Annotated in this window: 17 protein-coding genes and 3 pseudogenes; 7 read left to right on the top strand and 13 right to left on the bottom strand. The window is 66.6% G+C overall.

Features of this window, described 5'->3' with window-relative positions:
• Positions 1 to 61: 61 nt before the first annotated feature.
• The 4 genes from OG798_RS01700 to OG798_RS01715 all read left to right on the top strand — a co-directional run bounded on the left by OG798_RS01700 (position 62) and on the right by OG798_RS01715 (position 2,567).
• Positions 62 to 1,147, top strand: a complete 1,086-nt coding sequence (locus tag OG798_RS01700) for an alkene reductase (protein ID WP_328755989.1) — start codon at positions 62 to 64, stop codon at positions 1,145 to 1,147.
• Positions 1,148 to 1,162: 15 nt separating this feature from the next.
• On the top strand, positions 1,163 to 1,510 hold the full coding sequence (locus OG798_RS01705) for a VOC family protein (protein WP_147474272.1): 348 nt from the start codon (positions 1,163 to 1,165) through the stop codon (positions 1,508 to 1,510).
• A gap of 89 nt (positions 1,511 to 1,599) precedes the next feature.
• Complete coding sequence (locus OG798_RS01710; protein ID WP_183127663.1) at positions 1,600 to 2,061, top strand: hypothetical protein; 462 nt, start codon at positions 1,600 to 1,602, stop codon at positions 2,059 to 2,061.
• Positions 2,058 to 2,567 carry a hypothetical protein gene (locus tag OG798_RS01715; RefSeq protein ID WP_328755991.1) on the top strand — a complete coding sequence of 170 codons (510 nt, stop codon included), beginning with the start codon at positions 2,058 to 2,060 and terminating at the stop codon, positions 2,565 to 2,567. The genes OG798_RS01710 and OG798_RS01715 overlap by 4 nt, the downstream gene beginning before the upstream one ends.
• Positions 2,568 to 2,625: 58 nt before the next feature.
• On the opposite strand, the gene OG798_RS01720 is transcribed toward OG798_RS01715, so the two are convergent.
• The 8 genes and pseudogenes from OG798_RS01720 to OG798_RS01755 form a co-directional block, all read right to left on the bottom strand.
• Complete coding sequence (locus tag OG798_RS01720; RefSeq protein ID WP_267060164.1) at positions 2,626 to 4,368, bottom strand: MOSC and FAD-binding oxidoreductase domain-containing protein; 1,743 nt, start codon at positions 4,366 to 4,368, stop codon at positions 2,626 to 2,628.
• Between the two features lie 130 nt (positions 4,369 to 4,498).
• Positions 4,499 to 5,365 carry an alpha/beta fold hydrolase gene (locus OG798_RS01725; protein WP_328755993.1) on the bottom strand — a complete coding sequence of 289 codons (867 nt, stop codon included), beginning with the start codon at positions 5,363 to 5,365 and terminating at the stop codon, positions 4,499 to 4,501.
• Positions 5,366 to 6,189: 824 nt separating this feature from the next.
• Positions 6,190 to 7,017 carry an alpha/beta fold hydrolase gene (locus tag OG798_RS01730; RefSeq protein WP_328755994.1) on the bottom strand — a complete coding sequence of 276 codons (828 nt, stop codon included), beginning with the start codon at positions 7,015 to 7,017 and terminating at the stop codon, positions 6,190 to 6,192.
• 184 nt (positions 7,018 to 7,201) lie between these two features.
• Positions 7,202 to 7,483 (bottom strand): nuclear transport factor 2 family protein, encoded by a 282-nt coding sequence (locus OG798_RS01735; protein WP_121418036.1) that lies wholly within the window; start codon positions 7,481 to 7,483, stop codon positions 7,202 to 7,204.
• Between the two features lie 248 nt (positions 7,484 to 7,731).
• Positions 7,732 to 7,910: pseudogene (locus OG798_RS01740) on the bottom strand (transposase); the annotation flags it as partial.
• Between the two features lie 87 nt (positions 7,911 to 7,997).
• Positions 7,998 to 8,123 carry a hypothetical protein gene (locus OG798_RS01745; RefSeq protein ID WP_257016096.1) on the bottom strand — a complete coding sequence of 42 codons (126 nt, stop codon included), beginning with the start codon at positions 8,121 to 8,123 and terminating at the stop codon, positions 7,998 to 8,000.
• A gap of 99 nt (positions 8,124 to 8,222) precedes the next feature.
• On the bottom strand, positions 8,223 to 8,396 hold the full coding sequence (locus OG798_RS01750) for a hypothetical protein (protein ID WP_328755998.1): 174 nt from the start codon (positions 8,394 to 8,396) through the stop codon (positions 8,223 to 8,225).
• Between the two features lie 368 nt (positions 8,397 to 8,764).
• Positions 8,765 to 10,012 (bottom strand): SDR family oxidoreductase, encoded by a 1,248-nt coding sequence (locus OG798_RS01755; RefSeq protein WP_328759966.1) that lies wholly within the window; start codon positions 10,010 to 10,012, stop codon positions 8,765 to 8,767.
• Positions 10,013 to 10,505: 493 nt separating this feature from the next.
• Between OG798_RS01755 and OG798_RS01760 the strand changes: the two genes are divergently transcribed.
• Together OG798_RS01760 and OG798_RS01765 are read left to right on the top strand one after the other, a co-directional pair.
• Positions 10,506 to 11,153: a cysteine hydrolase gene (locus OG798_RS01760; RefSeq protein ID WP_095849961.1), complete on the top strand. Its 648-nt coding sequence runs from the start codon at positions 10,506 to 10,508 to the stop codon at positions 11,151 to 11,153.
• A 155-nt stretch (positions 11,154 to 11,308) separates the two neighbouring features.
• Complete coding sequence (locus OG798_RS01765; RefSeq protein ID WP_218835910.1) at positions 11,309 to 11,710, top strand: DUF1622 domain-containing protein; 402 nt, start codon at positions 11,309 to 11,311, stop codon at positions 11,708 to 11,710.
• 79 nt (positions 11,711 to 11,789) lie between these two features.
• Here OG798_RS01765 and OG798_RS01770 read toward each other — a convergent pair.
• Both OG798_RS01770 and OG798_RS01775 read right to left on the bottom strand, forming a co-directional pair.
• Positions 11,790 to 11,963: pseudogene (locus tag OG798_RS01770) on the bottom strand (transposase); the annotation flags it as partial.
• Positions 11,964 to 12,037: 74 nt separating this feature from the next.
• A complete protein-coding gene (locus OG798_RS01775) occupies positions 12,038 to 12,259 on the bottom strand; it encodes a hypothetical protein (protein ID WP_328756002.1) in 222 nt (73 codons plus the stop codon).
• A gap of 229 nt (positions 12,260 to 12,488) precedes the next feature.
• On the opposite strand from OG798_RS01775, the gene OG798_RS01780 reads away from it, so the two are divergent.
• Positions 12,489 to 12,755, top strand: a complete 267-nt coding sequence (locus tag OG798_RS01780; RefSeq protein ID WP_328756003.1) for a hypothetical protein — start codon at positions 12,489 to 12,491, stop codon at positions 12,753 to 12,755.
• 19 nt (positions 12,756 to 12,774) lie between these two features.
• On the opposite strand, the pseudogene OG798_RS01785 reads toward OG798_RS01780, so the two are convergent.
• The 3 genes and pseudogenes from OG798_RS01785 to ku form a co-directional block, all read right to left on the bottom strand.
• Positions 12,775 to 13,777: pseudogene (locus tag OG798_RS01785) on the bottom strand (IS5 family transposase).
• 73 nt (positions 13,778 to 13,850) lie between these two features.
• Positions 13,851 to 14,636: an alpha/beta fold hydrolase gene (locus tag OG798_RS01790; RefSeq protein ID WP_267060166.1), complete on the bottom strand. Its 786-nt coding sequence runs from the start codon at positions 14,634 to 14,636 to the stop codon at positions 13,851 to 13,853.
• Between the two features lie 144 nt (positions 14,637 to 14,780).
• Positions 14,781 to 15,668, bottom strand: coding sequence for a non-homologous end joining protein Ku (gene ku, locus OG798_RS01795; RefSeq protein WP_328756006.1), 888 nt, complete (start codon positions 15,666 to 15,668; stop codon positions 14,781 to 14,783).
• Between the last annotated feature and the right edge of the window lie 208 nt (positions 15,669 to 15,876).

Here is a 15,876-nt window from a genome sequence, read left to right on the forward strand (position 1 = left end):
CCGGGCCCTCACCCATTCCCCGCTCTCCTCCTCATCCCCCCTCAGCACAAGGAAGTTGCTCATGACCACCCAGCCCCTGCTGCAGCCCGTCCGCCTCGGCGCCCTGGAGCTCCCCAACAGCGTCGTCATGGCCCCCATGACCCGCGCCCGCGCTCAGAACGCCGAGCTGGCCCCCACCGACCTGCATGCGACCTACTACGCGCAGCGCGCTGGCGCCGGCCTGATCGTTACCGAGGGAACCTGGGTCAGCCCCGACGCGATCGGCTTCATCAACGTCCCCGGCATCTACACCGACATGCAGACCGCCGGCTGGGTGAAGGTCACCGAAGCCGTCCACGAGGCGGGCGGGCGGATCCTCTCCCAGTTCGGCCACGTCGGCACGGCCTCCCACCCCGACCACCTCGGCGGCCGCCTGCCCGCCGGACCCTCGGCCATCAACCCCGGCGAGAAGTCCTTCACCCCCTCCGGCCCGAAGGACACCGTCACCCCGCGCGCCTACACCGCCGCCGAGATCGCCGCCACCATCGCCGACTACCGCCATGCGGCCGAGAACGCCCGCCGCGCCGGCTTCGACGGCGTGGAAATCCACGCCCAGCAATCCCACTTGATCCCGCAGTTCCTCAACCCACGTCTCAACCAGCGCACCGACGCCTACGGAGGCAGCAGCGAGAAGCGGGCCCAGTTCCTCCTCGACATCCTCGACGCCGTCAGTGACGTGTGGGACAGCGACCGCATCAGCGTGAAGATGTCCCCGGGCTGGACCAGCGGAACCACGTTCACCGCGGACGAGGAGACACTCGCTGACTACGACCAGCTGCTCAAGAAGCTCAACGACAGCAACCTGGCCTACCTGCACCTCCTGGGCACCCCCGGCACCATCGAGGAGCGCATCGCCCTCTTCTCCCGCTACCGCGCCCACTACCTGGGCAACATCGTCGCCAACCTCGGCTTCACCCAGGCCCTCGGCAACGAGATCCTCGACCACGGGATCGTCAACGCGGTCTCCTTCGGCGCCCCCTTCATCGCCAACCCCGACCTGGTCGAGCGCTTCGCGCAGGGCCACCCGCTGGCCGACGGCGACCGGGACACCTACTACGCCGGTCACACCGAGGGCTACACCGACTACCCCGCCTTCACCGCCAACTGAGCAAAGAAGATCTCCGTGAGCAGCAACATCCGAGCAATGATCGCAAACGTCGAAGTAGAGAACCTCGAAGACGCAATCCCTCTCTACCAGGACCTGGCCGGGGGTGCGGAAGTCCGCCGCTTCCCCTACCGAGAACTGGAGGTGGCACTGGTAGGACCCTTCCTGCTCTACTCCGGCCCGCTGGAGAAGTACGTCTCGCAGAACGCGACCGTCATCGTCGAATCCCTGACCCCCGTTCTCGACGTCCTCGGCAAGGCTGGCGCCGAGATCCTCGAAGCACCCAACGAAGTACCCAACGGCACCAGGATCGTCGCCCGCCACCCGGACGGCTCTGTCTTCGAGTACATGCAGCCCCGTGCCTGAGAGCCTGAGCCCCGCATGACAAGTTGAGCGGGCTTCGACACAGGTCAGGGCCCTATCGCATGGACGGATCCGCCCGCTGACCTACTGCGGTGTCAACGGGTTGCAACGCCGACGCCCCTCCCCAGGTCCGGGAACGGCTCGGCGTACGCGCCGACCCCGTGCTCCCCGGCCGTTGCCTTCCCGCTGAGACAACTGTCCGCCGACTCCTGGCTGGCATCGACGGTGATGCCCTGGACCGGGCAGTAGGCCGCTGGCTCGCCGACCGCTGTACTGGAGCGGGCGAGCTGCGCGGCCTGGCAGTGGACGGCAAGAGCCTGCGAGGTGCCGCCAGGGCCACGGGGCGAAAGATCCACCTACTCGCGGCATTGGACCACACCACCGGCCTGGTCCTGGCCCGGCTGGACGTGCAGGAGAAGACGAACGAGATCTCGTGCTTCCAGCCTCTGCCGGACACTGTCACCGGCCTCGCCGGCGTGGTCGTCACCAGCGACGCCATGTACACCCAGCGCGAGCACGCTGCGTACTGGACCGCGATGCCCACTACATCGTGATCGCGAAGGGCAACCAAAAGAAGCGCGCATGCAGCTCAAGTCCCTTCCCTGGGCGAGATCCCACTGCAAAGCCGCACCAAGGGCATGGGGCACGAACGCGCCGAAATCCGGCGGATCAAGGTAGTCACCATCAACAACTTGCCTTCCCCGACGCCCGCCAAGCGCTCCAGATCAAGCGCCGTCGGGTGAACCGCAAGACCGGCAAGACCACCATCAAGACCGTCTATGCCGTCACCAGCCTGACCGCCGAGCAGGCCACCCCCGCCCAACACGCGGCGCTCGTCCGAGATCACTGGAAAGTCGAGCTCCTGCACCACATCAGGGATACGACGTTCGCCGAGGACGCCTTCCAACTGTGGACCGGCAACGCGCCCCGTACTATGGCCACCTGGCGCAGCCTCGCCGTCGGAGCCCTCCGCCTCACCGGCAGCACCAGCATCGCTGCAGCTCTGCGACGCAACGCCCGCGACCCACGCCGATCCCTCGCACTCGTCGGGCTCACATAATCACGAAACGGACATCAGCCACCCGAAGCCCTGGCCCAGGCGCGGCGGGGCCGTCGTCTCATAGGTCCAGTACAACCCCTCCTGCGGGTTTGGAGCAGCAGATGAGGATGTTGCCCTCGGCGGGAGGTTCGACGGGATCGGGTGAGTAGTTGACGGTGCCGGACATCAGGGCGAGTTCGCAGGTGTGGCAGACCCCGGTGCGGCAGGACCATTGGACGGGGACGTCGCAGGCTTCGGCGAGTTCGAGCAGGGACTCCTGGGCGTCGTTCCAGGGGACGGTGAGTCCGCTGCGGGCGAAGGAGACCTCGGGTCCGGTGCCGGGCGGGCCCGCGGGCTGGTGGGACGCGGGCCCGGTTGCCGAGCCCTTGATCCCGGGGGTGATGGCGGGGCCCGCGCCGAAGATCTCAGTGTGGACGCGGGAGGCGTCGAGACCGCAGTCCACGAGCGCGGAGGTGAGGCTGTCCATGAATGCGGTGGGGCCGCACAGGTACGCGTCGGCATCGGTGGGTAGGCCGAGCCGGCGGACGGGCTCGGCCGAGAGGCGGCCTGCTTCCGCGTAGTCCACGCCAAGGTGGTCGTCGGCGGCAGGCCTGCTGTAGTAGACGGTCGACCGGGCTTTGGGGAGGGTGGCGATCAGGTCGCGACTCTCCTGGGCGAAGGGGTGCTCGCTCCCGTCACGGGCTCCGTGCAGCCACCACACCTGGCGGGTGGAGCGGTCATGCGCGAGGGCGTGCAGCATGGCCAGGACGGGGGTGACGCCGACCCCGGCCGACAGCAGCACCACCGGGTTGTCGCCGCCGGTCAGGCAGAAGGTGCCGCGGGGCGCGGCGGCCTCCAGTTGGTCCCCGACCCGGATGTGGGCCCGCAGCTCGTTGCTGGCGGCGCCGTGCGGTTCGACCTTCACGCTGATCCGGTACGTGCCGGTGCCTGGCTCGCCGGACAGGGAGTAGCTGCGGATCAGGGGTGGAACGTCTCCCTCGGGCTGGACTTTGACGGTGAGGAACTGGCCCGGCAGCGCGGCCGGCAGCGCCGAGCCGTCTGCGGCGGCCAGGTGCAGGGAGAACACGCTGCGGCTCTCGGACTGGATATGCGTGACAGTCAGCGGGCGGAAGCCCGGCCAGGCAGGCGGCGGTGCGGTGGCCGCGGTGTTCAGTCCGGCGCTGCCCGAGGAAGCACCACCCTCGCCGTCGGCCTGGTCCAGCAGGGTCCGCATGGAACCCTGCCAGCCGGGGCTCAGCGCGGGGATCCGCAGGGCCCGTTCGACCTGTTCACGGGTGTGTCCGGGCAGGTAGAGCACCCGGTCGATCTCCTCGACGGTCATCGCCTCCGGGCCGGTGGAGACCTTGACGATCTTTTGCCCGGCCTCGACCTCGCCTTCCTCGATGACGCGTAGGTAGAAGCCGGGGCGGTGGTGGGCCACGAGCAGTGCGGCCATCTGTGGCTCGCCCATGCGCAGCCCCACCCGGTAGCAGGTCACCCGGGGTTGAGTGACCTCGAACAGGGCGTCCCCGATGCGGTAGCGGTCCCCGATGCAGACCTCGTCGTCGGGCAGTCCCTCCACGGTGAAGTTCTCGCCGAAGTTCCCGGGGGTGAGGTCGTCGCGGCCCAGCTCGTTCGCCCAGAAGCGGTAGGAGTCGAGCTGGTAGACCAGCACCGCCCGCTGCTCACCGCCGTGCCCGCCCAGATCTCCCTGGCCGTCCCCGTCGATGTTCAGCCGCCGCACCATCCGCGGCCCGGCCACGGTCTGCTTGTAGACGCCGGTGTACACGGTCTTTCCGTGCCAGGGAACGCCCTTAGGCATCCCGACATTCACTGCTGTCAATGTGGCCACCACGCCGCCTCTCTTGGGGGCGCTTCCCATGCCGCTCCGACCGGGAAGCACGTCGCATCAGCCGCCGCATCCGCTGAGGGGGCGTGGGTCTCGCTACGCTTCATGTGAGGACGCGCCCGAGGAATCCGTGGATGTATCCGCTGATGGCGTCCAGGTGCGTCTCCAGGGCGAAGTGCCCGGCGGGCAGCAGGTGGACTTCCGCCTCCGGCAGGTCACGGGAGAACGCCTTCGCGCCGTCCGGCCCGAAGATCTCATCCCGCTCGCCCCAGACCGCGAGCAGGGGCACTTGGCTGGTACGGAAGTACTCCTGCAGTTTCGGGTATCCGTCGATGTTCGTCGGGTAGTCGCGGAACAGCGCCAGCTGGATCTCGTCGTTGCCGGGCCGTTCCAGCAGCAGCTGGTCCAGGGTCCAGGTGTCGGGGCTGACCAGGTTGGTGTCGGTGGCGCCGTTCTCGTACTGCCAACGGGTCGTACTGGGACTGAACTTGGCCCGCGCGCCCGGTTCCGTGTCGCGGCCGGGGTTGGTGGCGTACGCGAACAGGTCGTCCCAGAAAGGCTTGGCGAAGCCTTCCATGTAGGCGTTGCCGCTCTGCGAGATGATCGCGGTGACGTCGAAGGACGGGTCGAGCGCAAGGCGCCAGCCGATCGGTGCCCCGTAGTCGTGCACGTAGACGGCGAAACGTTCGATGCCCAGATGCTCCAGGAGTCCGGCGGTGATTCCTGCGAGGTTGTCGAAGGTGTAGTCGAATGCGTCCACCTTGGGCATGGCGGAGTGGCCGTATCCGATGTGGTCGGTGGCGATCACGTGATAATCGTCGGCCAGCGCGGGGACGAGATGGCGGAACATGTGCGAGCTGCTCGGGAATCCGTGCAGCAGCAGCACGAACGGAGCGTCGCTGGGGCCGGCCTCACGGTAGAAGACTTCTTGGCCCTTGATGGTTGCTGTCTTGTGTCGCGTGGGAAGCACATCGACCTCCGGGCGCCCGTGGGCGCGGAACTGCGTCAAATCCGCCCGTGTAAAACCCGGCTGGACACGACCAAGGTCAGGACGGTCGCCGTGGAGGCTCGGGAACCATTTTCCCTCGGCGGCGTGGTGCCTCGCGGCAGATGGCGCCGGTTGCCACCTTCCTCACGCTAGACCTGACCCGCAGGGAGCACAACGCAGCAGAACCAATAAATGGGATCACGGAATTCACGTGCAGCTCGCTGAATCACGGGTACCAACACATTACGGAACACAATCACAGCAGAGAGTCACAGCAATGTCGCGAGTCGTTGTCTCTGCGGGATCTCCCGGCGGTAGGCCCGACATCCCTGACGTCAGCCAGGAATACCGCAATGACGTATAGCCGTTCCCGTCCGGCTTCCTACCGCGAGGTCGAGTTGGCCGCCCCGCACTGTGCTGGATTCCGTGAAGGCGGAGACCGCACCCAATCATTAGTGACGCACTTCTCCGCGGCGCCGCGGGATTCCTTGCCGATCTGCGATTCCTGGTCATCTGGGCGGCCTCTGCTGAGCGCCCAGACCCTCACCACGGCCGGCGCGCTGTGCGGGCTGCCGCGTACAGCATCGGTGGCTCGACGGCTACCGCCGACTTCCCCCCTGTATCGGAGCTTGTGTCAATGTCCGTCAAAACAGCGGCAATCGTGCCGCTACTGGGCGTCAGACCAGGATTCCACCGCGCCCCTGAACGGGACCCCGGCCGCCGTCCGGCACCGCACACGACACCCGCGGCGGGCCTGTGCTCACGGTGTCATCCGGGGCCCGGCTGGCGCCCGGGGTCTCGTGCGTTCAGCCGCGGGCGAAGGCCAGCAAGTCGGCGTCGAAGACGTCCTTGAACGGAGCGACCATCGACAGGCCGTGCGGGGCCCCGGGGTACACCTTGAACGTGTTGTCCTTGACGATCTTCGAGGACTTCTCACCGGCCGCGACGATAGGCACGATCTGGTCGTCGTCACCGTGCGCGATGAGCGTAGGGAAGTCGAAGCGTTGCAGGTCCTCGGTCAGATCGGTCTCCGAGAATGCCTTGATGCAGTCGTAGGAACCCTTGATCCCCACCTGCAGCGACCACAGCCAGAACGCGTCACGGGTGCCCTGGGACACCTGGTGACCCTCGCGGTTCGCGCCGTAGAAGGGGGCACTCAGGTCCTGGTAGAACTGCGAACGGTCGGTCGCCACGCCCTTGCGGATCTCGTCGAACACCTCCCGCGGCAGCCCCTCGGGGTTGGCATCTGTCTTGAGCATCAGCGGCGGGATCGCGCTGAGCAGGACCGCTTTGGCGACCCGGTCGCTACCGTGGCGGCCGACATAGCGCGTAACCTCGCCACCCCCGGTGGAGTGCCCGACAAGAATGACATCACGTAGGTCAAGGGTTTCGATCAGCTGCGCCAGGTCATCGGCATAGGTGTCCAGGTCGTTGCCGTTCCAGGTCTGCCCGGAGCGCCCGTGGCCGCGGCGGTCGTGGGCGATGGCGCGGAATCCGTTGTCGGCCATCAAATGGGTCTGGGGGTCCCAGGCGTCGGCGTTCAGCGGCCAGCCATGGCTGAAGACCACGGGCTGTCCGGTACCCCAGTCCTTGTAGAAGATCTCGGTATCGTCCCTGGTGGTGATGAAAGGCATCGCATGCCCCTCTCGATCGAATCGACGTGAAGTGCCGCAGCCCCGTGCGGTCTGACTCGTCCGGAGAACATGGGCGTCAGCTCGCATGAGGCCATCAGTGCCGTCAACTCGATTGTCGGCAAGTCGAGCCGGTACCTGGGGAAGGCGCACGAGGTGCCGGGCGATCACTGAGCGCCTCGCGCCTTCACGCTACCCGCCGCACCGAATTCACGCGCGCCCAGGCGCAGGCCCCCGCGCTCATCCCCGTACGGCCGAGGCCGCTCACTCGGCGTATGCCGATGTTCGCCCCCAGCGTCCTGAAATAGTCAGCTACCTCGCTGCGCTTGGTGCGCGGCCCCGTCCAGGGCAGCGACGCCGACCCGGGAACGTACCAGTCGATGTCGTCGGCGAAGACCTCTGCGACCTTGTCCGGGTCTCCGCCTGCCAGCAGGCCGAAGAATTCCTCGACGACGTCTCGGGTAGTCATGATCAAAACCTTTCTGGAGAACATGCGACGTCAATGTCGTTTCGCATGACTGTTGGTAGGGGGTGGGGTCTGCCGTTTCCTGGGAAGGAGCCTGCCACCCCCGCTCGCCGCTTACCGGACAGAGTCGACCATGGTGAATTACAGGCGGAGGCTCTCGGCCATCGCGTCGCGCCACTGTGCAGTCCCACGAGCGCCACACGCCCAACACCGGGATATCGGGTCCAGTCGTTGGTCTTTGCCGGGCTCGGAGCGGACTCCAGCAACCGCTTGGTCAGCTGCTGCAACAGCCCGCCCTCGCCTGTCAGCTGGAGTCCCTCGGCCCCGGCCCGGCCACCAGCTCGTCGATCAGCTGGTCGTCCACAGACTTCGACGGTTGCAGCACAGCCGCCTCGGTGGTCTCGGGCTCGGTCACGTTTTCGCCGGCCATCGGTGCATCTTCCTTGATCAGGAGTTACATCGAACGTTTTACAGTCCTGAAGATCGCGATCTGCAACTGAGTAGTAGAGGCTGTTGACTACAGGCTGGCGATGCTGTCCTGCACCGACTTGCCCCAAGCCACACCTTCGGCGTGGGTGTTGGCGAAGTCCGGGTCCACGTAGATGTGGACTCTCTTGATGAGTTCACCCTCGAACTCGAACACGTTGCAGAACAGGCCGAAGGAGGAAACGCCGTCAGGGAATTCGATACCTGACGGCCATTGTGCCCCGTTCGGCGCCTTCGACGGTCGCGTGTTCCCGGATTACAGCACGGTGAAGCGGTCGAACTCGTGCTGGAGTGACGCGATTCCGCGGCCGAGACCTTGAGCGAACGCACCGATCTGCGCCTTCCCGTTGGCGATGCCGAACTTCGGGTAGAACATTTGCGCATCGTCCGTGAAAAGGTCGATGCCCGCCGATTTGCCGGCGTCCGCCATGTGGAAGTAGTCGATTAAATCTCTTCGCGACGCTTCTGAATATCGCTGGTGTCGTTCACTTTTCCTCCTGGTACGTGGTGTGTGGTGCGCTCTCGCGCTGGTATTCCCCCGTCGGCCATATTCGCCGTACCGGGTGGCTGCTTCTGCAGGTGCCGCCGGGTCCACTGAGCTGGTCGCCCCGCGGCTCGGGCCCCGGGCGCCCCAAGAGGGGTATTCCGCTCGTGTTGCCGGGGCTGCTCGGCGAGCCGGGTGAGGCCGCCAGCCCTCCCATTTGGTCGTCACGGGAACGTTGGCAAGCGGCCAGGCCCGGGGGCCAAGCTGCCCGGTGAGCCGGGTGCGCGGTATGCCCTGCGGGTGAGGGGGTGCGGTCAGACCTGGGCCTGGCCTCCGTCGACGAACCAGTCGGCGCCGTTGACGAAGCTGGAGGCGTCCGAGTCCAGGAATGTCGCCACAGCGGCGATCTCGTCCGGGTGGCCGATCCTGCCGAGCGGCACCTCCGAGGCGAACTGGCGGAGGTCCGGGCCTACGGCGCCGACCAGGCCCGGGGGCTCGGTCGGGCCGGGGCTCAGCACGTTCACCCGGAACTTCCGTTCCTGCGCGCTGAGCGCCCAGCTGTTCAGCCGGGGACGGATTGTGGTGCGCGATCTCGGCCCGGGGGCGGATTCGGGCCGCCGGCCCCGCAACTCGGGCCGCTCGAAGGCGATCTGCACCCCGTAACACCGGGGTCCGTCCGGCCTGCGCCAGAGTGATGCGTCGACCAGCCCCTCAGAGTTTGGCCAGCCGCCGCCTCGTCGGCTCGATCCGCACCCCAGGAGGAGGTGGCCTGCGCAATGGGCCAGTGGACCCCGAGGCTGCCGCGCGGGCGCAGTTGGTGACGGCTGTCGAGGCGGCGGCCGAAGTGTTGGCCCTCGCCCGTGCGCGCACCGCATCCCCCACCGTCCAATTCCTTGAGGCCGACCTGTTCCCAGGCTTAAGCGGATTTCGTCGTCGCGGTCGACGGATTCGCGTCCGATGCTGAGCAGCACATCGACGACAGAGGCACAGTCGGGGGCCGCGGGGTCGTCGGCCAACGCGAACAGGAACGGCAAACTCGCCGTCGTGCACGCGTACACGTCGCCCTGGCGGTGGGCCGCGCTGCAGAAGTCAGCCAACGCTTTCCGCCGGGTTTCGGAATTGAGCGAGCCGATCGCCCGCAGCCACACGGGAACGTCGTTGGCGGTCCGTACGCATGGCTCATCGCCGCCCAGTCGATGCTGGCAAGTAGGGGGCAAGACTCTCCGCGGCGAAGGTGTATTAGGGGCTGAGCTGCGGGACCAGTGCATATAGGACGCTGGGCCGGATTTCCGGCTTGCCGACGAATCCGCGGGCGTGCGGGCAGAGCACCCACTTCCAGGGCTGGGCGTACGGGGCTCGCTGGGACTCGGGGCGCGGCCGGGGTCGTCGGCGATACAGCGACGCTGGACACGGCCACGGCATCCGGTGCGCAAGCCGAAAGCCTCGCGGTACGGGCCGCACCGTTCGACCTCGATGGCGGCGATCTCCCGTGGGAGGACGGGTTGCGGGGAGGGGCGTCCACTGCTGGCCGGGGGTGCTGGTGAAGACGTGCCGGCCGTCATCGACAAGGTCTCACTGATCGGTTCATCGAATAGTCGGCGGGCGCCCACGGTCACGCGGCCCTTTCATGTGCTCGTTACGGGCCATCCCTCTTGGGCCAACAGAGCACTCCGCTCCAGAGTGGTGTCATGCCATGCAGACCACCGACCTCCCCGAATGCACGGAGCTAACTTCTCCTCCCCATCATCCCCACAGACCGTTCACACCTCGGGGATGGCATGGACGTCGACCGAGGTGCAGCAATATCACCGATGCAGAACACCCAGCGATGGGGCACAGTGGAATGGAGGGCCGGATGACCGGGACAGCGCCCCCTCAGGGCACACACCCCGAAGGTGAGCCCGGCACTCGAGTGATGTCGCTTGGTGTCGGAACAATCCGCACCGGCTCAGGGAAGAGACCTCGCGTCACCGGACCGGAATGTGCTTCGGAAGGACATCCGGTGTACCGAATACTTACTACACCAGTGGTTTGTTATTGCGTGAGGAGCGCCAGGTGGAAATCACGAAGACCGACACGGCGGTTGTGTTCATTGACCCACAGAACGACGTGCTGAGCGAGGGCGGAGTGAACTGGGACGCGGTGGGAGCGAGCGTCACAGAGAACAGGACCGTCGAAAATATGGAGAGAATCTTCGAGGCGGCGAAGGCGGGCGGATATGAGGTCTTCATCTCGCCCCATTACTTCTACCCGACGGACAACGGATGGCGAATGAACGGGCCGCTCGAGACAAGCGAGCTCGAGACCCACACGTTCGCACGGTCGGGACAGCTTGATCTGACCGGGTTCCGAAACTCCGGGGCAGACTGGCTGGACCGCTTCAAGCCCTATATCGAAGACGGCAGAACGGTGGTCGCCAGCCCGCACAAGGTATTCGGTCCGGAAACCAACGACTTGGTACTGCAACTGCGCAAGCGGGGAATACAAAGGATTATTCTTGGCGGGATGCTGGCGAACATGTGCGTCGAGTCCCATATGCGTCACCTCATCGAGGAGGGATTTGAGGTCGCCGTGGTCAGGGATGCAACAGCCGGACCCCGACACCCGGTCTGGGGCGACGGCTATCAGGCGGCGATCATCAACTACCATTTCTTCGCCCATGCGTTACTGTCGACTGACGAAGTACTCGATCGAATGCACTGAGGAGCTCGCAGCCGAACTAGTGCTCGCGTAGGCCGATAGTTACGCTTTCAATAGGCGTCGTCGACGGTCGCCGGTCTACTGCGCGGGAGTGCCGTGGAAACATGTCTGCCCGACAATAGCCGGTGCTCGGAACGACGTGTCGGTAGCAACAGAGGTTGCCGACCACAAACGAGCGGATTCGGGTCGGCGTGAGAGGGCATACTTTGGAGTTCCAACACATCGTGGAGTTGGTCGGTCGAGCCGTTGACGCCGCCGGCGTAGCCATCATAGTCGTGGGAACGCTCTTGGCGACCGTTCTCGCGGCTATCCGGCTCGGTCGCCGACAGGCGGGTGTGTACCGCGGCTATCGCCGTCGCGTCGGGCGGTCGATCCTGCTGGGGCTGGAGTTCCTCGTAGCCGGCGATATCATCCGTACAGTCGCCGTCGCACCGACGTACGCAAGCGTCGGAGTGCTGGCCGTGATCGTGGGCATCCGCACCTTCCTCAGCTTTTCTCTCGAGCTCGAGATCACCGGGCGGTGGCCATGGCAGAAGCCAGTGGCCGAAGCCGAAGACTGACCCCGCGTGACGCCGGCGGCCAGCTAAGCGGCGCCATCCCTGCCGTGAATTCCTAGGCCGGAGCTCAGTCTCATCGATCTCAATTGGTGACTCTGCGGTAGCAGATGAGGGTGCAGGCGATGCTCGCAAAGGCGAGGAAGTGCTCGGCTTTGCGCTCGTAGCGTCGGTGGAGACGGCCGCAGCCGGCGAGCCAGGCCATGGTGCGTTCGACGGTCCAGCGGTGGCGGCCCAGTCGCCCACGTCTTCGGCTTCTCGAGTAGCTCTGCGCGACCGTGGACAGGAGGGAAGGAGCTGGACCTTGGGCCAGTGGCACAGGCAAACGGCAGTTCAAGACGCAGAACTTGACAGGGAACAGGCCCGGTCGGTGTACAACTTCGTGGTCAATCGCCCCCCGCAGCCGCCGAGCAGCAACCCGCACCAGAACGTGTCGCTCTCATGCAGGTGGCGGAAGGCGTCCAGCTCGATCGCCTCCAACGGCAGCATCAGCGGATCGTCGGAGTCTGCGCTGCCCAGTACCGCCGTCTGTATCTGCCGCCTGTCGCCCTGCAAGAAGCCTCCATCTATCGCCTCAACTCATCGTGTCACCTGCCCAGTTCGTCGTCCAGAGCACCCAACATGCCCGCTCCAGGCGAGGATCTGGGGGCGTAATGCAACGTTCGGGGACAGCGGGCCGCCGTGGCCGCGTACCGTCCCCTCAGGTATGCAGTGACCGGACGGTCACACGGGGTCGCAACCTGGGAGGGGTCGACATGGTGAACGCCGGGACGTACCCGCAGCGTTGCCCGTTGCTGCGCAGGTATCGCTGCCGATGTGGCTCTCGTCGAGAAACGGCGGCACCGAACGCGCCGATGCACTCGCCCTGGCAGCTGCCCTGCTCGACGAGGACACCAACGCCATGGACATGGCCTTGCGTCAGATAGCCACCTGGGACAGCGCCCTCGCCGCACAACTCGAAAGCCCGCATACCCCCCGCCCCCAAGCCGCCCGCGCGGCCCTGGCTGCCTGTGTCAAACGAGACCTGCCCGATGCAGTGCAACTCCCCTAGGTCGCGTGCCGAGGCCTGATCACCGGCTGGTCCGGGTGAGGTCTTTAATCCAGATCATCGAGGCACGCAGGTGGAGGCCAGCGAGGTAGCTGCCGGGGTCTTGTCGTACCGAGTGGCGATGCCCCGCCATGCCTTGAGCTTGTTGATCAGGCGCTCGACGGTATACCTCTCCTTGTAGACATCGGCGTCGTGGCCCACGGGCCGACCACCCTTGCTTCCCTTCCTCTTCCGGTTCGTGGCCTGGTCCTTCTTCTCTGGGATGACCGCTTTGATGCCGCGCCTGCGCAGGTGGGCGCGGTTGCCGCGGGACGAATACGCTTTGTCACCGGCGACCGCGTCCGGCCGGGTGCGGGGGCGTCCGACAGGCCCGCGGACCCGTATCTTCTTCAGGACGGGGATGAACTGCGGGCTATCCGCGTCCTGACCTGCGGTCAGGACGAATGCCAGCGGGCGGCACTTGCGGTCGGCGGCGAGATGGACCTTGCTGGTCTGTCCACCCCGCGAGCGTCCCAGGAGAGCGGCCTTCAGTCGGACTTTTCGCCGTCGCCGGACGCATCGTCGCTCTCCCTGCACGGGATCGGTCCCGACGTTCTGCCCGTTTCGTCCTTCGAGGCTGCCCCTTTAGACCTAGGCTTCTCCTCCTCGGCGGCAGCCTTCTCGAGGGCGGCGAGGACGTCTTCGTCCAGGTGCATCCCGGCAGCGTCGTGGTGAGCGCGCGCGGTGGTGGAGTCGACACTGACCAGGGAGACGTCCACCTCGCCCTCCTTCGCGGCCTCCACGATCATTCCCTCCAGCAGGGCCTCGAAGACACCGGCATCGCGCCACTGTCGGAAGCGGTTGGACACGGTCGCCCAAGCGCCGAACTCGGCCGGCATCTCCCGCCACTGCGCGCCGGACCAGAACCGCCAGATCACACCCTCGAACTGCTGCCGCAGCCGCTCGGGATACGGGCCATGCCTGCCGATCGGCAGATACGGGCCGATGAACTCCCACTCCACATCCATGAGTTGCGCGCGCGTCATTCGAGATGACCTACTGGATCAAGCCCTCCCACAAGGGCCGATCCCGTAGATTGATCAAGAGTCGGTACACGCCCTAACGGGCGAGGAACGGGGTCAGTGCCGCGCTGAGTTCGGCGGGCGCGTCCAAGGCGATGAGGTGCGCGGCGGCGGCGAACTCGACCAGGGTTGCGCCGGGGATCTCGGCGGCGTAGCGGCGGGCGATCTCCTGGAAGTCGGCGACGTCCAGCTTGCCAACGCCCACCAGAGTGGGGACGGAGATAGCAGCGAGGTCGCCGGTCGCGGGGCCCTGGGAGTGCTCTCCCACGACGGCCTGATTCTCCAGCGAGGTCTGCAAGGGGCCGCGGAGTTGGTCGGCTAGTCCGTCGGCCACGTCGTCCCAGCTGCGGGCGGGTCCGCGCAGCCACATGTCCAGGTTGATGCGGACGGCAGCGTCCAAATCGCCCGCCTCCAGGGCCGCCGTCTCGGCCTCGTCGTACGCAATCATGTCCGCGGACCAGTGGTAGCGCGGCCAAGGCGCGGCGAGCATCGCGAGGGAGTGCACCCGGTCCGGGTAGGTGAGCGTGAAATCCAGGGCCACGCGGCCGCCCCAGGAGGCGCCCACGAGCCGGACGCGTTCGTGGCCGAGATGGTCCAGAAGACGGCGCAGGTCGTCGGTCTCGCGGAAGGAGCCACTCGGGGGCGCGGACCTGCCGAAGCCGCGCAGGTCGTACCGGATCACGGTGTGCCGTTTTGCGAGTGCGGGCACGACCGCGTCCCACATGCGGTGATCGGCGACACCGGCGTGCACGAGCACGACGGGCGAGCCGTCACCGACTAGGTCGTAAGAAAGATGTCCAAAGTCGTCGTTGAGCATGAGCATGCATGGATGATCGCAGGGCCATCGTGTATGAGCCACCGAGGCTGCAGATCAGGCTATGAGCAATCTACGGGATCGACCCTAGCGGGAAAGCTTGATCCTCACTGGGACCACCGACCACCTCTTGATCAGGACTCGATACGCGCCCTAGGCGCCCCGCTGCCCCCGGCCCGGCTTCTTCGCTGCCGGCTTCTTCTTCGCCGTCTTCTTGGCGGGCGCCTTCCCCGCTGTCTTCCTGTTCGTGGCCGTCTTCTTCGGCATCTCGTGGACCTCGGCACGGCCGGCGTCCTCGGCGCGTGCGGCCTGGGCGTTGCGGACGCTCTCCTGAAGGGCGGCCATCAGGTCGACGACCTTGCCGCCCGGCTCCTCGTCCTCGGTGCTCGGCTTGGGCGGCTGGTGGCCCTCGGCCTTCGCCTCGAGCACCGGTTCCAGGGCCTGGCCGTACTCGTCCTGGTAGCCGGAGATGTCGTCCGTCGTCACCGAGTCGATCAGTTGCAGCGCCTCGTCGATCTCGGAGTCCGTGACCTTGGCTTCCTTCGGCGCGAGCTCGGAGGAGTCGCGCACCTCGTCGTCCCACTTGAGTACGTGCGCGATCAGTGCCCCGTCCCGCACCCGCAGCAGCACCAGGCGCTCACGCCCGTGCCACGCCAGCTTCGCGACGGCCACCTTCGTGTTGCGGGCCAGCGCCCGGGCGATCAGGACGTACGGCTTCGCTGCGACTTGGCCGTCGTACTGCACGAGGTAGCTGTCGCCGCTGAGCCGCACCGGGTCGATCGAAGCGGCCGGCACGAACGCGACGATCTCGATCGCCTTCGCGGTCGGCGGCGGCATCTGTTCCAGCTCTTCGTCCGTGACGGCGACCAGCGTGTCCTTGGAGACCTCGTACCCCTTGCCGATCTCGGCCGCGGACACCTCGCGGTCCTCCGCCTCGCAGTACTTGCGCACCCGCACCCGGCCCAGGTCCTCGGTATGGACCTGGTGGAAACGGACCGAACGGTCCTCGGTGGCGCTCATCAGCTTCACCGGAATGGTCACACGGATATCGGCGAAGGACTCCCTTACGGAAGGCCGACCTGGTGGATGGGCCGCCGCCGGAAAGCTGTCATAGGCGTCAGCTGTGGCCGAAGGCCGCCGCGGTGGCCACGCACGAGAGCGATGGGCTCGACGAGGTCACCGAACGCAGGCTGCTGACCAGGAACCTGCGGACCCTCAACGCCCTGACGGACCCGACGGTCCTCGAGCC

This window comes from Streptomyces sp. NBC_00271, from assembly GCF_036178845.1.
Classification (GTDB): domain Bacteria; phylum Actinomycetota; class Actinomycetes; order Streptomycetales; family Streptomycetaceae; genus Streptomyces.